This window comes from Aquipseudomonas alcaligenes NBRC 14159, assembly GCF_000467105.1.
Lineage (GTDB): Bacteria > Pseudomonadota > Gammaproteobacteria > Pseudomonadales > Pseudomonadaceae > Aquipseudomonas > Aquipseudomonas alcaligenes.
Genome location: NZ_BATI01000009.1, coordinates 1 through 19,313, shown reverse-complemented (window position 1 = coordinate 19,313; position 19,313 = coordinate 1). Strand labels below are relative to the sequence as shown.

Sequence of the window (19,313 nt, the reverse complement as noted above, 5' to 3'; positions counted from 1 at the left end):
TCCCATCACTGCCGGGAGGCATCGATGCAGAACAACGGCCAACCCCGCCCTTGGGCGGACGTGGCAGCCAGCGAGCAATTCCGCGCGCTGGCCCCCGAGCGCCAAGAGCGTGCCCGCCAACTCTATTTCGAGCAGGTAGTACTGCCGCGCGTTCCTGCCGGCCGGGAGACTCGTGCCCGCGAACTGTACGACCAGGACACGCTCGGAACTCTCTCGCAGCCGACAGCCGATCAGGGCGAGGTCGGGGCTATGGACTTCGTGAAGGAGGCCGGTGCCGGCCTGCTGAAGGGCACCGGGGCTATCGTCAGTGGCGTCGGCGATATGATCCGACCGGAGGACCGGGGGCTGTCGAATACCCTGCCTGACGGCACCGAGCTGCCCAAGATCAGGTCTCTGCGTGAGCTGGCCGCCGACGCCATAGACCCGGCCGCGCGTGCGGCCGGCGGCTGGCTGGACGAGAAGGGCCAGGCTGTCGCAGACAGCAAGAGCCAGGCCGCCAAGGACGCGCTTGCCCAGAGCACGCCGACCGGCGACGTTCTGGCCCCTGAAACCTGGGATTTCGGCGAGGACCCGAGCGCTGCGGGCTACGGCCTGCAGATGGCTGGCCTGGTGGGCCAGTTTGCTCCACAAGCCGGCGTGCTGATCGCAACCCGCGGTAAGTCGGGCCAGGCGCAGTCCACCGCCATGATGGCAACCGGAGGCCTCCAGGCCGGCGGCGCTGCTGCCAATGAGGTGGAGCAGCGCATCCAGGAGACCCCTGACGCCGAGCTGCAGAAGTCGTCGGAGGTCTACCGCGCCCTGCGCGAGAAGCTGGCCGAGCCAGAGGCCCGTGCGGAGCTGGCGCTGATGGGGCGCGATGCAGCGTTCAGCGGTGCCGCGCCTGTGGGCGCGCTCGGCGGCCTGGCCACCCAGTTCACCCTGGGCCCGCTGCAGAAGATGGTGGGCGGTGGTGTCGGGCAGCGCCTGGCTGCCGGCCTGGTGTTCGATGCTCCAGCCGAAGGCCTGCAGGAGGTTGCCGAGACGGTGGCGGCCAGGGCCTCGACCAACGACGCGCTCGGCGAGCAGCGCAGCCTGACAGAAAACACCTTCGGCGATGCCGTGCTGGGTGCCCTTGGCGGCGCTGGCCATGCTTCTCTCGGTGCGGCCCTGGGCGAAGGCAAGGCCCCGGCGCGCCAGCAGGGCGAGGCAGATGCCGATTTCGAGAACACGCCCGAGCCTGCGGCGCTGCCAGCGCCAGGCCTGGCTGGCCTGCCGCCACCGGAGCAGGTGTTCTACGGCGACAGCCAGGGCAACGTGCAGGACACCGGCCCGGTGCGCAACGTGGACGGCGAGCAGCAGCCGGCCCAGCAGGCCCGCAACTGGGTCAACCCGCAGAACGACCCGGCCAACCTGGGCGGCGGCCCGGGCATGGATCAGCAGAGCCCGCGCGGAGAGCCCGCGCCGCTGGAGGGCCAGCTGCAGCTCGGCGCCCGCCAGCAGCAGGCCGAGCAGCAGCGAGACCCGCTGACGATCGACGCCGAGCCGGAGCGCGCTGCGCTGCCGGCGCCGGAGACCATCGTGGTGGACGGCCAGGGCAACGCTCAGCGCGGCCCGGTGGCGCCACAGGTCCCGAGCGATCAGGTGCAGGGTGGCCGCGGTATGGACCAGCAGGCCCCGACCGCCCAGCCGCGCGACCGCTCCCGCGGCGAGCTGCTGCGCAAGCCCAATGGCAAGCCGTTCGATGCGCCCAAGGGTGCCGAGGCGAGCAAGGCATTCCGTGACGCCCGCGCCGCCGGCCGAGAGCCGCGCGTCATTCGCGTGCAGGGCGGCTATGCCATCCAGGTGCAGCCGGAACAGGTACGGCACGAGATGCGGCCGCTCGACATGAAGGCCAACGAGGCGGCCACTTCGCCGACCAACGAGCTGCCGGCGCCGACCGCCGCCCAGATCGAGGCGGGCAACTACAAGAAAGGCAAGGTGCGCGTGCACGGCCTGGAGTTGTCCATCGAGAACCCGCGGGGCTCCGAGCGCAGTGGCCGGCGACCGGACGGCAGCGAATGGCGCCACACAATGAGCGACCACTACGGCTACATCCGTCGCACCACCGGCGCCGACGGCGAGCAGGTGGACGTCTACCTGGGGCCGCAGGAGGAGAGCGGCCAGGTGTTCGTCGTCGATCAGCTGAATCAGCAGGACGGCAGTTTCGACGAGCACAAGGTGATGATCGGCTTCCCCGACCAGGAGTCGGCCGTGGCCGCGTACCGCAGCAACTTCGACGCCGACTGGCAGATGGGCAAGGTCTCGGCGATGCCGGTGGCGGAGTTCAAGCAGTGGCTGAAGGGCGGCGACCTGGCGAAGCCGGCTGCGCCTGCCCAGCAAGAGCCCCGCCGCGCCAAGCCGGTTGCGAGTAAGGGACCGCGCCGCAACGTGGATCGGGACCGCGATTCGCTGCTGCAAGCAACCATCCGCCTGGGCTGGCTCAAGACCGAGTGGCGCGAGGACACTACGGGCGACAGCAAAGGCAACAAGCATGTGCCCGGGGTGGGTGCGCTCTGGAGCGACAAGACCGGAACCAGCGTCGACGACATGGCGTCGCTGCTGGACCAGCACGGCTACATTCCCGCCGGCGAGATGGACAACCTGGGCGGCGTCCCGTGGCTGCAGCAGGCCCTGCGTGACGAGCTGAATGGCACCACGCATTTCGCTGCTGGCTCGAAGGCGCAGCAGGAGCAGATGGAGCGTGAACTGCAACAGCGTTATGCTGACGAGATTGAGCGTGAGCAGCAGCGGTTTGAAGCCTATATTGCTCAGGTCGAAGAAGAGCATGGTGTCGATGTAGCGAACAGGGTGCGCGAGCACCTGGAGGCCGCTAAGGCCCACGACGAGCAGCTGCTGGCAGAGGCCCAGCGCTACGAGGACGAGTATGACGAGCGAGAAGAAAGCCGAGCCGAAAGCCTTGAGTACGGAGCAGGAGCAGCTGGCCGAGAAGCTGTGGCAGGAGAGCCCCTACGGCAAGCTGATGGCGGACAAGATCGCCAGCAGCGAGCGCCTGCGCGACCTGGCCCGCGAGAAGCTGGCAAAGTCGAACCATTCGGACTCGAGCAGCAGACCGAACGAAGCCTGACGGAGCAGGCCGCCCAGCAGCGGGCGGCCGAGCAGGCAGAGGCCGAGGCACGACGCCAGGCCGAGCAGAAGGCGCAAGCAGACCGCGACCGCGCCGACTTCACCCTTACCGGATCTGATCGTCCAGCCGACGTGGCCGAGGCTCGTGGGCAGAACGATATGTTTGCGCCGCGCACCCGTGGCGAGGCGAAGGCGAAGATCGAGGACTTCGGCGAGAAGATCGGAGGTGCGCGCAAGGATCGTGCTGTATCCACCGGCCCCCGCACTGGTCGCACAGCTGAAAGCGACACGCGACCGGCTTGGGCGCGTCGGTTCGAGATTTCCGAGGTGGTCAGCAGCACCAACCCTGCCGACGTCGGGCGCTGGGAAGTGCGCGATAGCCGGCTCAAGGACTGGAAGAAGCAGCCCAAGAAGGTCGGCAGCTACGCCACACGCGAGGAAGCCGAGCAGGCCATCCCGCTGATCGCGGTTGCTCTGAAGCATCGCGTCGTGTCGCAGCGTCAGGGCGATGGTGATGGCTTCGAGATTTGGCGGTCCATCAGCGATTACAAGCGCGTGAAGGTCGTTGACCAGGTGTTCCCGAGCCGTGAGGCGGCTATGGAATACATGGCCGTCAACGCGCAGCAGATCATCGAGACCAACACCACCTTTGGCGAGGCGGACCTGCCGCGGCCGGCGAATGCCCAGCGCATCGGCGCCGCGCGCCGTGATGGTCCGGTCAGGGACAGCGCCTTTATCGAGACCTTCGGCTTCCGAGGGGTCGAGTTCGGCAACTGGAACAACCAGGAAGAGCGGCAGCAACTGCTCGACGACGCCTACGACGGCCTGCTCGACCTGGCCGAGGTGATGGACATTCCGCCCAAGGCGATCAGCCTGAACGGCGAGCTGGCCCTGGCCTTCGGTGCTCGTGGCCACGGCCTTAGCGGCGCCCGCGCGCACTATGAGCCGGGGAAGGTGGCGATCAACCTGACCAAGATGAACGGCGCCGGCTCCCTGGCGCACGAATGGTTCCATGCCCTTGACCACTATTTCGGTCGTCAGGACGGGAAGGCCTCGGCCGAGTGGGTGACCGACGAGGACGGTACCCGCTCGCTCAAGACCTCCGGCAACTTCGAGCGCGAGGCTGTCAGCTCGGGATTCAGGCGGACCGGCTCCGGTGTTCGGTCGGAGGTGCGCCTGGCCTACAAGGAGCTGATGGACACCATGCAGCACAAGGCCGAGCAGTACGTGGAGGACACCGCCCGCGCCGACAACTTCGTGGCCCGCTCCCGCAAGGAGGTCGCCGAGCGCCTGGACCGCCTGCGTACCGACCTGGCGGAGCAGAAAGACCCGAAGTACTGGAAGCGCTACAACAAGCCGGCGACCGCGGAACAACTGGCCGCGTTCGATACCGTGGCCCAGCAGATCCTCGAAGGCGTGCAGCTTGATACCGAGCTTCGCTCTACGAAGCCGGACGCCAAGCTGTCGCGCCGTAATGCCTTCAGCGGTATGCGCTGGACCAACGACGCACTGGAGCAAATCAGCGCGATCTACAAGGCCGTGCGCGGCCGGAGCGGCTTCAGCGCCGACAGCAACGGCGAGCTGGACCGCCTGCGCGGCGTCATGGGTCACTACTCGTCTCGCCTGAAGATGCTGGCAGAGGCTCAAGACGGCGAGCAGAAGACCAGGCGCGTGCCGACTCAGTTTGCCATGGACGCCAAGGAGCTGGACCAGGGCCGCGGTACCGACTACTGGACCACGCCGCACGAGATGGCGGCGCGCGCCTTCCAGGGCTACGTCGAGGACAAGGTTGCCGAGCAGGGCGGCAGCAGCCCGTTCCTGAACTACGGCCCCGAGCAGGCTGCCATCCCTACACCCTGGGGCTGGAAACGCCCGTTCCCGACTGGTGCAGAGCGCAAGGCAATCAACCAGGCCTTCGACAAGCTCGTGGATGCCATCGAGACCCGCGAGACCGACGCTGGTGTCCAGCTGTATCGCCAGGGCGGCGAACAGCAGGAGGGCGCCGAGCAAGGTGTGCAGGTGTCGGCCGATCAGCTGCGCGAGGCCCTGAAGGCTTCGCCGGAGCTGGCCGGCGTCGAGGTGGTTCAGGACTTCGAGGACCTGCCGCTGTCGACCCGCACCCGTGCGAAGCGTGATGGCGTGGCCCCGCAGGACCTGCGCGGTGTGCGCAGCTCGGGGAAAACCTACGTCGTCGCCGGCAACCACAGCAGCCTGGCCGATGCGATCTACACCGCGGTGCATGAGGAGGTTGGGCATCGCGGCATTCGAGGCCTGCTCGGCGAGGAGCTGGATACCGTCATGGAGCGGCTCTACTCCAGCCAGCAGGCCACAGCCAAGGGCCGGCAGCGCATCGGTCAGATTCGCGACGCCTATGCCTCTGTGCTGGAGCGCCTCGACGCCAAGCAGCAGCGCGTGCTCGTTGCGCAGGAGATGGTCGCGCATCTCCTCGAGGACGGCGACCGCCCGACCATGCTGCAGCGGGTGCTCTCGAAGATTCGCGAGCTGCTGCGCCAGCTGTTCCCCCAGGTGCCTTGGACCTATACCGACATCCTGGCCCTGGGCGAGCAGTCGCGGGCCTGGTTGCGCCGGCAGAACGGCCAGCAGGGCGCAGACCAGGCGGTGCTGTACTCCCGCCGCGGCTGGTCCAAGGAGTTTCCGGATACTGTGCTGGCGCACCCGCTCAGCTTCCTGAACAAGCACCCGGACTACGAGGCGGCTAAGGCCGGCGACGACGGCGCCGCGCTGCGCTTGGCCCGCGACGCCGTGACCCCGGAGTTCGTGGAGCAGGTGCGGGCGTTGATTCCGGAAGGCAGCCAGCCGCGCATCGTGCCGGTGCTGGCCGTCGAGGGGGCAGGGAAGAACCGAATCCCGCTGATGGCGGCCGAGGTCCTCGCCCAGCGCCTCGGACTGGAGACCGATACGGCGCCGGTGCAGGCCGAGAAGGTCGGCCGCACCCAGTCCAGCGCCCTGGAGCGCATCGCCAACCAGCCGACCTTCGCAGGTAAGGTGGCGGTGGGCGACTACCTGATCCTGGATGACACCCTGACCCAGGGCGGCACCCTGGCCCAGCTGAAGACCCACATCGAGGACAACGGCGGTCGGGTAGTCGGAGCGGTCGCCTTGACCGGTAAGAACTACTCCCGCAAGCTATCGCTTGACCCATCCACTCTGGCGGAAGTCCGTGGCAAATACGGCAGCATCGAACCTTGGTGGCGTGACACCTTCGGCTACGGCCTCGAAGGCCTCACCCAATCTGAAGCTCGAACACTCCTCACGTTCGACAAGGGACAGCTATCGCCTGAGCAACTCCGAGATCGAATCGCTGCGGCGCGAGATGCAGGCCTCTTCCGAGTGGGCCAAGCAGCAGCTGCAGATCGATCCGGAACTGAAGCATCTGTAGACCCCGACGAGAATCTTTACTCGTTGGCCGGCGCCCGCCGGCCGCACGTTGCTGATGCCCACCCCGACCTGAATGCCGACGAGCAGGATGCACTGCGCAAGATCGCGCCGCGCACCGTTCGCCAACGCGCCATCGACTGGTACCGCGAGCACACCGACCGGCTGATGACCAAGCTCCGCCGGGGGCTGGTCGACAAGTACGCGGCGCTCAAAGAGCTGGACGAGGAGCTGCACGGCGCCGACTTCCTGCAATCCTCGATCACGTCCAGCGCCTGGGTACTGGCCCGTATGGCGCCGGCCGCCGCGGGCGCGCTCAACGCCATGATGCACAACGGTCGTATCGTGCTGGACCAGCAGCAGAAGGTAATCGGCATGCGCGACGACGGCAGCATGGGCCTGGGCGAGGTGTTCTCGCGCCTCGGCGATGCCGCGGAGATCGAGCGCTTCATGGGCTGGATCGCGGGCAACCGCGCCGCCAAGCTGGCCGCCGAGGGCCGCGAGAATCTGTTCGACGCCAAGGACATCGCCGCACTGAAGGGCATCAACCGCGGCACCACCGCCGACGGCCGTGTGCGTGCCAAGGTCTACGACGAGGTGTTCCGCGAGTTCCAGCAGTACCGGGACGACGTGCTGGCCATCGCCGAGCAGACCGGCATCATCAGCTCGGAGAACCGCGCCATGTGGCGGGACGAGTTCTATGTCCCGTTCTACCGGGTGATGGACGAGGAGGCCAAGGCAGCCGGCCCGCGCGCCGCCAAGGGCCTGAGCCGGCAGGAGGCGTACAAGAAGCTGAAGGGCGGCAAGCAGAATCTGAACGATCTGCTGGAAAACACCCTGATGAACTTCCACCACCTGCTGACCGCCAGCCTGAAGAACCAGGCCGCCCAGCAGGCGATCACCAACGCCGAGCAGCTGGGTATCGCCAAGCAGGTACCGGAGGCGGCCCGCGACCCGAAGTCGTCGACCTTCGTGCTCAAGGCTGGCGAGCGGGTGTTCTACCAGGTGGATGACGCCCTGGTCTTCGAGGCGCTGACCTCGCTGGCAGACCCAGGCTTGAACAACTTCGCGGTGCGCGCGATGGCCATGTTCAAGCGGGTCTTCACGAACATGACCACCATTACACCCCAGTTCATCCTGGCCAACTTCCTGCGCGATTCGATGCAAGCCGCGGCGACAACGCCGGTGAGTAAGAACGTCGCCGCCAACATGTTCCAGGGCATCAAGGCTTTCCGCGACGAGAAGACCCGCGCCCAGATGCTTGCCAGCGGCGGCGCCTTCAGCTTCGGCCATATCTACGGCGCGGATCCTGAAGAGGTGAAAGCTGGCCTGCGCCGCGGGCTGCGTGGCGCCAAGTTGGTGGACGGCCCGAAGCTGGTGCCGCAGTTGCTGGTCGCCGGGTGGGACGCCTACAACTCCTTCGCCAACACGGCGGAGAACGCGAACCGCGCCGCGGCCTTCCTGCAGAACCAGGAGCAGGGCACGCTCCGCGCGGCCTACGAGGCGAGGGACCTGATGGACTTCAGCCAGGAGGGAGCCTGGCCAGCGGTGCGCTTCCTGATCCGCGTTGTGCCGTTCTTGAATGCTCGTCTGCAGGGCCTGGACAAGCTCTACCGCGCCGGCGGCAAGCCGGCCGTGCTGGTGGCATTCGGTAAGGGAACCGACAGCGACCGCCAGGCTGCCGCCCGCTTCGGGGTTGTGACCGGCGCTCTGGCTCTGGCCAGTGTCATGCTGTACCTGTCGAACCACGACGACGAGGAGTACCGGAAGCTCGAGGACTGGCAGAAGGACAGCTACTGGTTCTTCCGCATCGGTGATCAGGCGTTCTTCGTGCCCAAGCCATTCGAGGTGGGCGCCGTCAGCACCCTGGCCGAGCGCCTGGCCGAGCAGGCCATCGACGACAAGGCCAGCGGCAAGCTGTTCCGCGACCGGCTCTGGGCGATGGTGACCCAGACCTTCGCGTTCTCGCCGGTCCCGCAGGCCTTCCAGCCGGCTCTTGACGTGTACTCGAACAAGGACGCCTTCACCGGCCGCCCTATCGAGAGCGCGGGGATGGAGAAAGTCAGCCCGACGCTACGCGCCCGGGCCAGCACGACGGCGCCCGCCCGCCTGATTTCAGAGGCCACCTCGGCACTGGGTGACGACTTCACGCTGTCGCCACTGCAGGCCGACCACCTGATCCAGGGCTACCTGGGCCAGGTCGGCGGCTGGGGCGCCGGCATCATCGACACCATCTGGCGCACGGCCAAAGGCGAGGACGAGCCGGCCAAGCGCTGGCACGAGTACCAGCCGATCCGGCGTTTCTACAAGGACCTGGGCGCGCCGGCACCGTATGACCGCTACAGCACGCTGTTCTACGAGGGATTGAAGGAGTCCGGCCGGGTCTATGCCGACGTGAAGCGCCTGCAGGAGCTGGGCCGTATGGACGAGGCAAGGGAGCTGGTAGGCGAGAAGCGCGACATCCTGGCCATGCGCAAGCCGCTGGGCCAGGTGCAGCGACAGCTGAGCGCGATCACGGCCCGGATGGACATCGTGCGACTAAGTGCCTGGGACGGGGATAGGAAGCGGAGGGAGCTGGATCGTCTGCAGGTGATTAAGAACCGGCTGACGGAGATAGCAGGGAAGCGAATCGAGACGGTGAGAGCGAGCACTCATTGAGCCAGGTTGGGGCTGGCTTCAATCAGCCTTTGAAGTCCCAGCCTACGACCAATCCATTTTCCAAGATGATCTTAGAGGCATACCTATTTGCCCCCATCGCATGGTACTTCCAGACTTCACGCGAGGTTCTTTTCAGATACTTCTGGTCGATGGCTTCAGGCTCCCCAAACGCATCATGCACTTGACCGGCTGTCATGCCTTCCCACACGGTTTGAGTGATGATGCGGCGAGCAATGTCCTCGTCGAGGTACTTCCCGAAAAGGTAGCTGTAGCGGTCTGCCTGCCTTGCAGCTTCTGCTTGTTGGGCTAGCTCTGCCTTCGAGGGTCGAAGCCGCAGCTCTGCTCGCTCCCCCTCCGTGATGAGGCGCCTCGTTCCATCTGAATGAAGTTCAGAAACGATGAGGTCGGCCTCGAGCGCTTCAATCAAGGAGCATGCTCTGTTGTATCCGACAGAGAGCTGTCTCTGAATCGCGATAGCGCTGCATCTTCCTGACGCGATCACGTAGATAGCCGCATCGCGGTAGAGCGGATCATCGTTTGGGCTGAGGGGAGGCACCACCAGGGCGGGCGCTGAAAAGAGGTTTTTCCACCAAGACATACTTCCCTCCTTGGATTAGGCCTCGATAGTAATCCGTGAGCGCTCGGGTGAGAACTAGCGCCCCCAGCGGCTGCTGCGGCCTGCATGGAAGCAGACCATGGCCATGACGCCGAACAGGAGAATCGGCACCTTCACCATGATGGCGATGGCCATGCAGAAGAGGGGGATTCCGGCCAGGCTGATCAGCAGCCAGCCGCGGGTGGTCTGCCAGTGTCTGGGCATCTGGCCCATCACCAGGCCGCCCAGAAACAGGAGGCCGGTTACCCCGGCCCCGAAGTCGATCAAGGTCATTCAGTAGCAGCCGAATTGGTTGCACGTCGACTGGTAGGCGTTGCCATCCGAGTCGGTGCCGCTGTTGTAAGTGGTGCCGCCGATGTTGGTGCTGGTGCCGTTCCAGCTCCCGCCGTCGGCCGCGGTCCCGTTGTGGTAAGTCGTGTTGCCGATGGTGTTGCTGGTCTGGTTCCAGGTCGAGCCGTTGGCGCCGTACCCCTGCACGTTCGTAGTGTTGCCGAAGCGCTGGACGTTGTAGGTGTTGCCGGCGTTATCGGTGCAGGTGCTGAAGCTGTCGGAGCCGTAACAGGCGGCAAAGGCGGGCGTGGCGGTCGCGAAGCAGATGGCCAGGCCGGCGAGGATTCGTTTCATGGGGTGCTCCTTGCTGGTGGTGGAGCTGCTGAGAATAGGGCGGATCATGGCCATCTGCCAGGGCCTAGTTAATCAAGGAAAATACGAGTCCATGACTTTCTCCGCAGAGTGTCAGACTTCGTTGCCAGCGCGAAAACAAAGAACTCATACAGGTGGGGAATGACCGGCAGCTTGAATTGCTCGGTGTCCTCGTAGTTCATTGCTTCATAAGTGATATATCTCAGGGAGTTATATAGTGGGGTAATGAGCTGGACGAGTTTCCAAACCAGATGTGGGGCGGACATCTGGATTAAGTGCATCCTCCAATAGTCGTCGAATAGCGTCATTGGGTGCCCGTCAAAATCAAATCTCGGGGAGTAACCAACCATCCCGGCTTGATCCATTTGGTGCATAAGGCGCTCAGCATGCTTGTTTAGCTTCACATGCCCTATCTCTGTTCCGGCGATCTTCTTGCAGATTGAGTACCAGTCACCCAGAGGGCCGCGGGCTGCTGTGGTGTTACTCAGCTCCCGCAGGTTGTAGTAGCGAGCCTTGTTTGCAAAGTCTTGAAGAAAGTCCAGTATCTTTTCTTCAATGCTTCCAGTCGCTGGGGTAGAGGCTTTCTGATGTGCCCATTTGTCATGCACAGATAGCGCATGAAAATAGGTCGCCTTGATATTGTGTCCGTACTTCTTTTTCAGTTCGTCATCAGTTGGGGGCTTGTAACTGTTTTCGAGCATGTGATTGGTGATCACGACGAGCTTTAGTATTCGCTCGATTCCAATTGTGAGTTGGAAGAATGCCGAGTAGAACTTTCCAACGTTCTTCTCGTCGAGGTTCGCCTTTAAAAGCAAATCAATTCCTGACAATAGAGACGTTCTGGCTAGGTGTCCTTCTTGTTGCAGCAGGGAAAACGTTCGACTGAATCGCAGGTCGTGCATGGGGCCATCCTGGGCAGGCAATGAGGATGCTGCAGAGTAGCTGGTCGTGAGCGTGGGAGGCGAGAGTGGAGAGCTGCCCAGAACGGGCGAGGAGGGGCAGCAGCTTGGGGCATTTTTTGGGGCAAAGCTGCGTTTTGCGGGGTGTTTCTGGTGGGGCGAGTGGGCCGGAGGCCTTATAAATCCACGCAGGAGCCACCAAGAAACACCATGAAAAACTGCATGGTGATGTTGGCGGTGGAGATCACGGCGGAATTCCTGAAAGGCGGGCGCTTGCGCGCAAAAGGGCGCGATTGTAGCGGTTTCCGCCAGGCAAGGCAGCCGTGATTCGTCCGTTGGCCGGCCGGCCGATCGTATCCGATCGGCCGGGGTGTCTCAGTAGCGCAGCTGGTCGCTCCAGTCGGCATACTCGGCCGGTTGCTTAAGCTGCACGCGGAACTGCTCGGCCTCGGCGGGGTTGCCGGTCCACAAGTAGAGGTGGTCCTTCCAGCTGCCGGAGGGCCAGCGCAGCAGGTAATAGTCGCTGCCGCGCACCGTGTCGCGGTCCAGCAGGCGCACCAGATCGCCGTCGGCCAGGCAGCCGTCGGGCTTGTTCGGCAGCTCGATGCGCAACTGGTTGGAGGAGTCGCCCGCCTTGGGGTAGTAGGCATAGTTGCCGCCACCACCGCCCAGCCACCAGTTCAGCCAGTGACCGGGATGGCGCACGGACTCGATTTCCAGGTAGTCGCCGCTGCGGATGCAGAAGCTCACCGGGTAGTGCCAGTTGCGCAGGCTGAACAGGCTTTCCGGCTCACTGCCGTTGCCGTTGACGCGCAGCCAGTCGTTGGCCTTGCTGGCGCCGGTGCGCAGGGTCTTGCCATTGCTCTTGCTGCGCAGGGTGACCTGGCCATAGCGGTTGGCCGTCGGTTTGGCCGCGCGGGTCGGGGTGGCGGCGTCGGCGCGGGTGAAGGCGGCCACCGGCGAGTGGTCGGAGTAGTCCTGGAACTGCCAGGTGGCGCCTGCCAGGTTGACGCTCCAGCGTGGCGAGGGGGTATCCAGCGCCTGGTTGTGCCAGAACGGCGGTTGAGCGTGATTGCGCGAGACAAAGATGTAGTCCAGGTACTCGGGCGCGTGGTTCGGGTACTGGTAGTGGGCGATGCCGTTGCGCCGCGTGTCGAAGGTGGTGTCGCTGCCGGCGTAGCTGTCCGGGGCATTCACCTGCAGGCGTTCGAGCAGGTCGCGGTATTCGGCGCTGTCGCGGATCACGTTGAAGTCGCCGCCGATGAACAGGATCTGGTCCGGCGCGATGCCCTTGGCCTCGATGAAGGTGCGCATCTCGTCGAACTGGCTGGCGCGCACGGCCGTGCCCTTGCCATCCGGGCAGCCGGTGTCGGCGGCCTGGGCATGCGTGCCGATCACGTGCAGCGGCTGGCCGTTGCGATCCAGGCGGACGTAGACGAAGCCCTTGTTGGACAGGTAGTCGGCACCGCAGCCCTGGGCGTAGACGTACTGGATGCGCTCGACGATGGGCCAGCGGCTGACGATGGCCACGCCGCCGTCTTCCGGCGTGGTCTCGGCGTAAGCCCCCAGGGTCGCGTCCCAGCCGTTGCGCGAGCGGCCGAGAACCGGCGTCTGGTGCGGGTACTCGTGCTTCAGGCCGTCGAGCAGGATGGCCGCCGCCGGGTTATCGAACAGCTCGTTGAGGATCACCGCGTCCTGACCCTTCATGTAATCGGCCTGGGCGATCAGCCGAGCGCGGGTCTCCTGGCCCCAGCCCGGCTTGAGCGTGCTGGGCAGGAAGAACACGTTGTGGGCCAGCAGCTTGAACTGGTCACTGGCGGCCGCCGGGGCCGGCATGGCGAAGGGGAGTAGGGCGAGGGTGCAGCAGGCGAGCGGGGTGAACTTCATCCTGAAGGCTCCTGGGTGGCCTTGACGGCCTCTTGTGGTGGGCATTCCCGGTCTGTGGAATAGACCAGACGCCAGAAGAATCCTGGAGCACTGTTACAGTTTTGCAAGGCAGCACGGATAGGCCCATGACAGAGCCATGGCGGCATGCAGGCGGATTGGACTAGGCCAGGTGCGGGCTTCGCCTGCGCGGCGGAACAGGCTATAACGCAGGCCCGACCTTTGCCGGATGGCACCTGTGTTCGACTTTTCCGTCTACCTCGGCCTGTTTCTCTCTGCCTTCGGTGCCGCCAGCCTGCTGCCCCTGCAGTCGGAGGCGCTGCTGGTCGGCCTGTTGCTGGGCGGCGCTCAGCCTGCGGCCGTGCTGGTGGTGGTGGCCAGTGTCGGCAATGTGCTGGGCTCGGTGCTGAATGCGGCGCTGGGCCGTGGCATCGAGCGCTTTCATGAGCGCCGCTGGTTCCCGGTGAGCGCGCAACGCCTGGAGCAGGCCAAACACACCTATCGGCGCTATGGGCGCTGGTCGCTGTTGCTGAGCTGGGTGCCGGTGATCGGCGATCCGCTGACGCTGATGGCTGGGGTGATGCGCGAGCCCTGGTGGAGCTTCCTGCTGCTGGTGACCCTGGCCAAGACCGGCCGCTACCTGGTGCTGGCGGCCATCACCCTCGGCTGGGCCGGCTAAGCCGCGGGATCACTCGCGGTAGAACACCTGGATCAGGTGGTAGCCGAACTGGGTCTTCACCGGGCCGTGCACCTCGCGCAGGGGCTTCTTGAAGATCACCTGGTCCACGGCGCGCACCATCTGCCCCGGGCGCACCTCGCCCAGGTCGCCTCCTTTCTTGCCGGAGGGGCAGGTGGAGTACTTCTTTGCCAGCACATCGAAGGCTTCGCCGGCGGCGATACGTTTTTTCAGGGCGGCGGCTTCGGCTTCGGTTTTCACCAGGATGTGGCGGGCCATGGCTTTGGGCATGACGGGGTCCTCATTTTGCGATGGCGCTATTGTGCCAGCATTCGTTGCGCCATCAGAATGGCGCCATTTTTCAGGCTGATCGGCCGGGCAAAGCTGGCCTACCTTGTTAACTCCACCCAGATGGAAGCGCGTGCGATGGACCTTTCCCAGATGCTGAAAATCCTGTCCAGCCAGGACGGATCCGACCTCTACCTGTCCACCGGGGCACCGCCCTGCGCCAAGTTCAACGGCGTGCTCAAGCCACTCAGCCAGGAGCCGCTCAAGCCGGGTGACGTCGCCGCCATCGCCAATAGTGTGATGGACGCCGAGCAGCGCGCCGAGTTCGAGAAGGAGCTGGAGATGAACCTGGCCATCTCGGTGCCCAATGTCGGCCGCTTCCGCATCAACATCTTCAAGCAGCGCAATGAGGTGTCCATCGTCGCGCGCAACATCAAGATGGACATTCCCAAGTTCGAGGACCTCAAGCTGCCCGAGGTGCTGCTGCAGACGGTGATGGAGAAGCGCGGCCTGGTGCTGTTCGTCGGTGGTACCGGCTCGGGCAAGTCGACCTCCCTGGCGGCGCTGATCGATTACCGCAACCGCAACAGCGGCGGCCACATCATCACCATCGAGGACCCGGTGGAGTACGTACACCGGCACAAGAAGTCGATCATCAACCAGCGCGAAGTCGGCGTGGACACGCGCAGCTTCCACGCTGCGTTGAAGAACACCCTGCGCCAGGCGCCGGACGTGATCCTGATCGGCGAGATCCGCGACCGCGAAACCATGGAGCACGCCCTGGCCTTCGCTGACACCGGCCACCTGGCGATCTCCACCCTGCATGCCAACAACGCCAACCAGGCGCTGGACCGCATCATCAACTTCTTCCCCGAAGAGCGCCGCCCGCAGCTGCTCAACGACCTCGGCAACAACCTGCGCGCCTTCGTCTCCCAACGCCTGGTCAAGACCGTCGATGGCAAGCGCCGCGCCGCCGTGGAGGTGATGCTCGGCACGCCGACCGTGCGCGACCTGATCAAGCGCAACGAGTTTTCCGAGCTCAAGGAGATCATGGAGAAGTCGAAGAACCTAGGTATGCAGACCTTCGACCAGGCGCTGATCGACCTCGTCCATGAAGGCGTCATCGACGAGGAGGAGGCAGTGAAGAACGCCGACTCAGCCAACAACGTGCGCCTCAAGCTTAAGCTGTACAAGGACAACCCCGCCGCCCCGCAGGCTGCCGCACCAACTCCTACTCCCGAGGCCGTACCGGCCGCAGCGCCAGCCAACTGGGCAATGGAGCTCAAGCTGGAAGATATCGAGGAAGAGGCCCCACCGGAGGACCCGGGGCGCCAGGGTCTTTGACGGCTGCAGGGCAATAAAAAAGGGCAGACCTAGGTCTGCCCTTTTTCATGGGCGAGGATCAGTACGGGCAGTTCTCACGATACTCGGAGATGGCCAGGTCGCCCTCATGGTTCGGGCCGCAGAGGAACTGGCTGTAGCGGCTATCGAAATCGATGAAGCGCTTCATCCAGGCGATGCCGTACATGCCCAGCAGGTCTTCGTTGGGATAGCCGGAGTTCGCGCAGAAATGCGAACCGCCGTAGATCTCCAGGAAGGCCTTCGGCGTGCTGGCCGGGATCCGATTGTAGAACGGCGATGCATGCGCGGCGACCGGAGCGACGGTGTCGGCGCTGCAGGCAAGGATCAGCGCCGGAGTCTTGATGGTGTTGAAGCTGTTGCTGCCGAAGTACCAGGGAGCCTGGGGAATGATGGCGTTGATCGAGCGCTGGGTGGACAGCTTGAGCGAGCCGCCGCCGCCCATGGACCAGCCGATGGCGCCCAGGCGGGTGCTGTCGATCTTGTTGTAGAGCGGGCTGGAGGAGCTTTTGCTCTGGGCGATCAGGTAGTCCAGCGCCTCGCTGAGCTGGCTCGCGCGGCTGTCCGGCTGGTCGTAGATGGTCTCGGTGTTCATGGTCATCACCACGAAACCGTGGGAGGCGAGGCGCGGGCCCCACCATTCGATGCTGCTCTCATAGGAGAGATAGCCGGGGATGACGGCGATGGCGCCCATTTTCCCGGTGGTGTTGGTCGGGTAGTACACGGTGCTGTCGCCGAAGCCCTTGAGGAAGCCGGACACCGAGAACCTGGCCGTGCTGAAGGGGCCGGTTGAGGCCTTCAGCGCGTTAGCCGTTGGTGCCGGGCCCCGGGTGCAGTTGCTGCAGGGCGCGGAGGGGCCGGGGGCGGAAAAGGCATAAGTGCTCGCCAATAGCGTGGCGGCCATCACTATTGCCTTGGCAGTCGTTACTTTGATTCCCATGTCATTACCTCGTTGGTTTTGTTGTTACGTCATGACGATTGGTTTCGGCTTATTTGCAAGCGCGGCTGGAAACTAACAACGAGGAAGTTGCGCAACAACAATCGAGTCGTCCCGATTCATACAAGAAATGCAGTGTTGAGAAATTGATGGCGCTGTGTCGTATGTGCGCTGGTTGCCTCGGTGCCTAGGGATGGCGCGCGTCAGTAGAGCTGTGTAGCTCCTGAGTATTAGTGCAGCTCTGTTTGTCACTCTTTAGGCTGCATTTATATGTGTTGCAAGAGTGTCCGGTAATCGTCTCGTTGACAGCTTTCAGTAATAAAACAAACTTGCCATCTGGAATCTGGTCGCATGTTTCTACTCGTTAAAAGAGCACTCTCGAATGCCCGTCGAGCGAAACTCATTGCCTGCACTGGTGTATGTCTCGAACCGACGCTACCTGTATCTGGGGCGCGGCCGCCTACCTATCCGCGACCTGCATTCGGGAGCGGCGTCCTTGCTTGTCTGTCTGGAGGGGGAGGTGCGCTTTCGCACGCCGGGAGATGAGTTGTGGCTCAGCAGCGCCAGCGTTCTGATTCCCGCAGGCAGCCGCATTGCCATCGACAACCGCGACGCCGTGCTGGCGGCCTGCTATCTGGACGCGGCCAGGCCCGACTTCGCAGTGTTGCGCCGACAGATGGCGGCGACCTGCCAGGGCATTCACTATCACCACCGACAGGCTCGCTACCTGGTGGAGACCCTGACCAACCTGCGTGACGACGCGCCGGGCCACACCGAGGCCCAGCAGCGTGTCGAGACCATGATCTATCGGGGCGCTGGCGCGGCGCTGCCCCAGGTCGACCTAAGGGTGGTTCGAGTGGTCGAGCGCCTGCGTGGCAATGCTGCGCTCAACACATCGGTCGGCGCGTTGGCAGCAGAGGTGGGGCTCTCCGAGTCCGGGCTGACCAAGCTATTCGCCCTGCAGGTGGGGGTACCGCTACGCCGGCACCGGCTCTGGTACCGACTGCTCGATTTCGTCAGGCTCAGCCTGGCTGGGGTTCCCGTCGCGGAGGCAATCAGGCTTGCGGGATTCAGCGATGCGGCACATCTGTCCCGCTGCTACAGCGGGTTCTTCGGCGTCCATCATTCCTACGCCTTCTCGCACAAGACACATGTCCGCTACATCACGCCTGCCGAACGCGACGCAGGCGATTCGCCATGTCATCGACTTCTGCCGGTAACTACAGTGCGGTTAAGAAGCCCGGTTTGATGGTGGTGAGCGATCTCTTGCGCTTGAACATAACGTTTGGTTAGGGGGCCGGCTTTAGCCGGTCCCGAGTGAGCGAAGCGAGCGGCTTGAAGGCTGTAATGGACTCTCCCCGCACCGCGTTTCTTCTATAAGACCGAGGTGTCTGTTTGCTGGGAGAGTGGCAATGAAGCGCATAGCAGTCGATTTGGCCAAGTCCGTTTACCAGGTTGCCGAAAGTATCCATGTCGGCCGGGTGGATCGTCGCAGACGGCTCGATCCGGAGGCATTCCGGCGATATGTACAGGAGCAACCGGAGCCTGTCGAGTGGGTGATGGAAGCCTGCGGTACGGCGCATTACTGGGGGCGGGTGGCGCAGGTTCAGGGTCATCGGGTGGTGCTGTTGCACCCGCGCTACGTGCGGCCGTATCGCCGGCGCAACAAGACCGACCGCAACGACTGCGATGCCATCCTCGAAGCGGCGCGTTGTGCCGACATGCACCCGGTGCCGGTGAAAAGTCATGAGCAGCAGCAAGTGCAGCAGCTGCACAACCTGCGCGAAGCCTGGAAAAAGACCCGGGTGCAGCACATCAACCTGCTGCGCGGCATCCTGCGCGAACTGGGCGTGACGGCGCCGAGTAGCACCCAGGCCTTTCTACGCCAGGCCTGCGAGCTGATCGAGCGTCCCGAAGTCTGCGCCCTGCGCGGCGCGCTGCAGATGGTGCTGGGCGAAATCAGCCTGTGCGAACAGGCGATGCGCGACAGCGAAGAACAACTGGCGCGCTGGCATGCCGACGATGACATCGTGCACAAACTCGACGAAGTCAGCGGTATCGGGCTGCTCACCGCCAGCGCCCTGAAAACTGCCGTCGGCAAACCCGAACGCTTCGCCAGCGGCCGGCACCTGAGCGCCTGGCTCGGCATGACCCCCAACGAATACAGCAGCGGCGAACGGCGCAGACTCGGGTGCATCAGCTGCAAAGGCAACACCTACGTGCGCACCCTGCTGATCCACGGCGCCCGCGCGGCGCTGCTGGCCGCCAAGCGCTGCCAGACGCGAACGCCCGAGCGCCTGACCCAGCTGCAGCGCTGGGCTCTGCAAACGGCCGAACGTATCGGCCACAACAAAGCCGCGGTGGCCCTGGCGAACAAACTGGTGAGGATCTGCTGGGCGGTGTGGTGTCATGAACGCCGCTTCAGCGGCGACTGGCAGAGTGCCAGGCCCGCCTGACGGCGGGGGTAATCAGCAAGACGAGGTGATCTTCCTGCGGTTGTGGTGAGAAGCGAGACTGTCGGAACAGGCGAGTCCTGCAGCGGAACAAGGCCGATAACAATCATGATCCTCGGGATCGTTTGAACGCTTGGCCCCCGCTGCGCGAACTACAGAATGGCCCGGGCACTAGCCCACGCAAGGCCGGATATGCGACTGCAACCGCGCTGACGACAGGATCGAAAAAAGCTTTCCTCACTGCTTGTGGGGAGAGTCCATATGCCACTTGTTAGGGCTTGCTCAACCAAGAGCGTTTTTGACTCGGTTCCAGTAGTGCGGTATTGGCTTTACAACGCCAAAATATCTCCCCACTCCGAACATTCCCACGCATAGCAATATGAATAGGGTGTGTCTAGGGAAA

Annotated in this window: 12 protein-coding genes; 5 read left to right on the top strand and 7 right to left on the bottom strand. The window is 64.2% G+C overall.

Features of this window, described 5'->3' with window-relative positions:
* Positions 1–24 precede the first annotated feature (24 nt).
* Entirely contained in the window at positions 25–9,156 is a 9,132-nt protein-coding gene (locus tag PA6_RS22430) for an LPD38 domain-containing protein (RefSeq protein WP_021700100.1), read from the top strand.
* A 22-nt stretch (positions 9,157–9,178) separates the two neighbouring features.
* On the opposite strand, the gene PA6_RS22715 is transcribed toward PA6_RS22430, so the two are convergent.
* The 5 genes from PA6_RS22715 to sph form a co-directional block, all read right to left on the bottom strand.
* Positions 9,179–9,754, bottom strand: a complete 576-nt coding sequence (locus tag PA6_RS22715; RefSeq protein WP_021700099.1) for a DNA translocase FtsK — start codon at positions 9,752–9,754, stop codon at positions 9,179–9,181.
* Positions 9,755–9,808: 54 nt separating this feature from the next.
* On the bottom strand, positions 9,809–10,045 hold the full coding sequence (locus tag PA6_RS06490) for a hypothetical protein (protein ID WP_021700098.1): 237 nt from the start codon (positions 10,043–10,045) through the stop codon (positions 9,809–9,811).
* A complete protein-coding gene (locus tag PA6_RS06485) occupies positions 10,046–10,396 on the bottom strand; it encodes a hypothetical protein (RefSeq protein WP_021700097.1) in 351 nt (116 codons plus the stop codon). It abuts the gene before it with no gap.
* A 68-nt stretch (positions 10,397–10,464) separates the two neighbouring features.
* Positions 10,465–11,316, bottom strand: coding sequence for a hypothetical protein (locus PA6_RS06480; RefSeq protein WP_021700096.1), 852 nt, complete (start codon positions 11,314–11,316; stop codon positions 10,465–10,467).
* Positions 11,317–11,688: 372 nt separating this feature from the next.
* The gene (gene sph, locus PA6_RS06475; protein ID WP_021700095.1) at positions 11,689–13,200 is read right to left on the bottom strand and encodes a sphingomyelin phosphodiesterase; all 1,512 of its coding nucleotides are present in this window, start codon (positions 13,198–13,200) and stop codon (positions 11,689–11,691) included.
* A 235-nt stretch (positions 13,201–13,435) separates the two neighbouring features.
* On the opposite strand from sph, the gene PA6_RS06470 reads away from it, so the two are divergent.
* Positions 13,436–13,876, top strand: coding sequence for a YqaA family protein (locus tag PA6_RS06470; RefSeq protein ID WP_043216371.1), 441 nt, complete (start codon positions 13,436–13,438; stop codon positions 13,874–13,876).
* Positions 13,877–13,885: 9 nt separating this feature from the next.
* Here the strand turns inward: PA6_RS06470 and PA6_RS06465 are convergent, their stop codons facing one another.
* Positions 13,886–14,164: a peptidylprolyl isomerase gene (locus tag PA6_RS06465; RefSeq protein WP_021700093.1), complete on the bottom strand. Its 279-nt coding sequence runs from the start codon at positions 14,162–14,164 to the stop codon at positions 13,886–13,888.
* Between the two features lie 135 nt (positions 14,165–14,299).
* Here PA6_RS06465 and PA6_RS06460 point away from each other — a divergent pair, with 135 nt between their 5' ends.
* Positions 14,300–15,505, top strand: a complete 1,206-nt coding sequence (locus tag PA6_RS06460) for a PilT/PilU family type 4a pilus ATPase (protein ID WP_021700092.1) — start codon at positions 14,300–14,302, stop codon at positions 15,503–15,505.
* 58 nt (positions 15,506–15,563) lie between these two features.
* On the opposite strand, the gene PA6_RS06455 is transcribed toward PA6_RS06460, so the two are convergent.
* Positions 15,564–16,424, bottom strand: coding sequence for a poly(ethylene terephthalate) hydrolase family protein (locus tag PA6_RS06455; protein WP_043216370.1), 861 nt, complete (start codon positions 16,422–16,424; stop codon positions 15,564–15,566).
* 415 nt (positions 16,425–16,839) lie between these two features.
* Between PA6_RS06455 and PA6_RS22425 the strand changes: the two genes are divergently transcribed.
* Together PA6_RS22425 and PA6_RS06445 are read left to right on the top strand one after the other, a co-directional pair.
* A complete protein-coding gene (locus tag PA6_RS22425; protein WP_021700090.1) occupies positions 16,840–17,706 on the top strand; it encodes an AraC family transcriptional regulator in 867 nt (288 codons plus the stop codon).
* Between the two features lie 163 nt (positions 17,707–17,869).
* Positions 17,870–18,913 (top strand): IS110-like element ISKpn4 family transposase, encoded by a 1,044-nt coding sequence (locus PA6_RS06445; RefSeq protein ID WP_021700089.1) that lies wholly within the window; start codon positions 17,870–17,872, stop codon positions 18,911–18,913.
* The last annotated feature ends 400 nt before the right edge of the window (positions 18,914–19,313 follow it).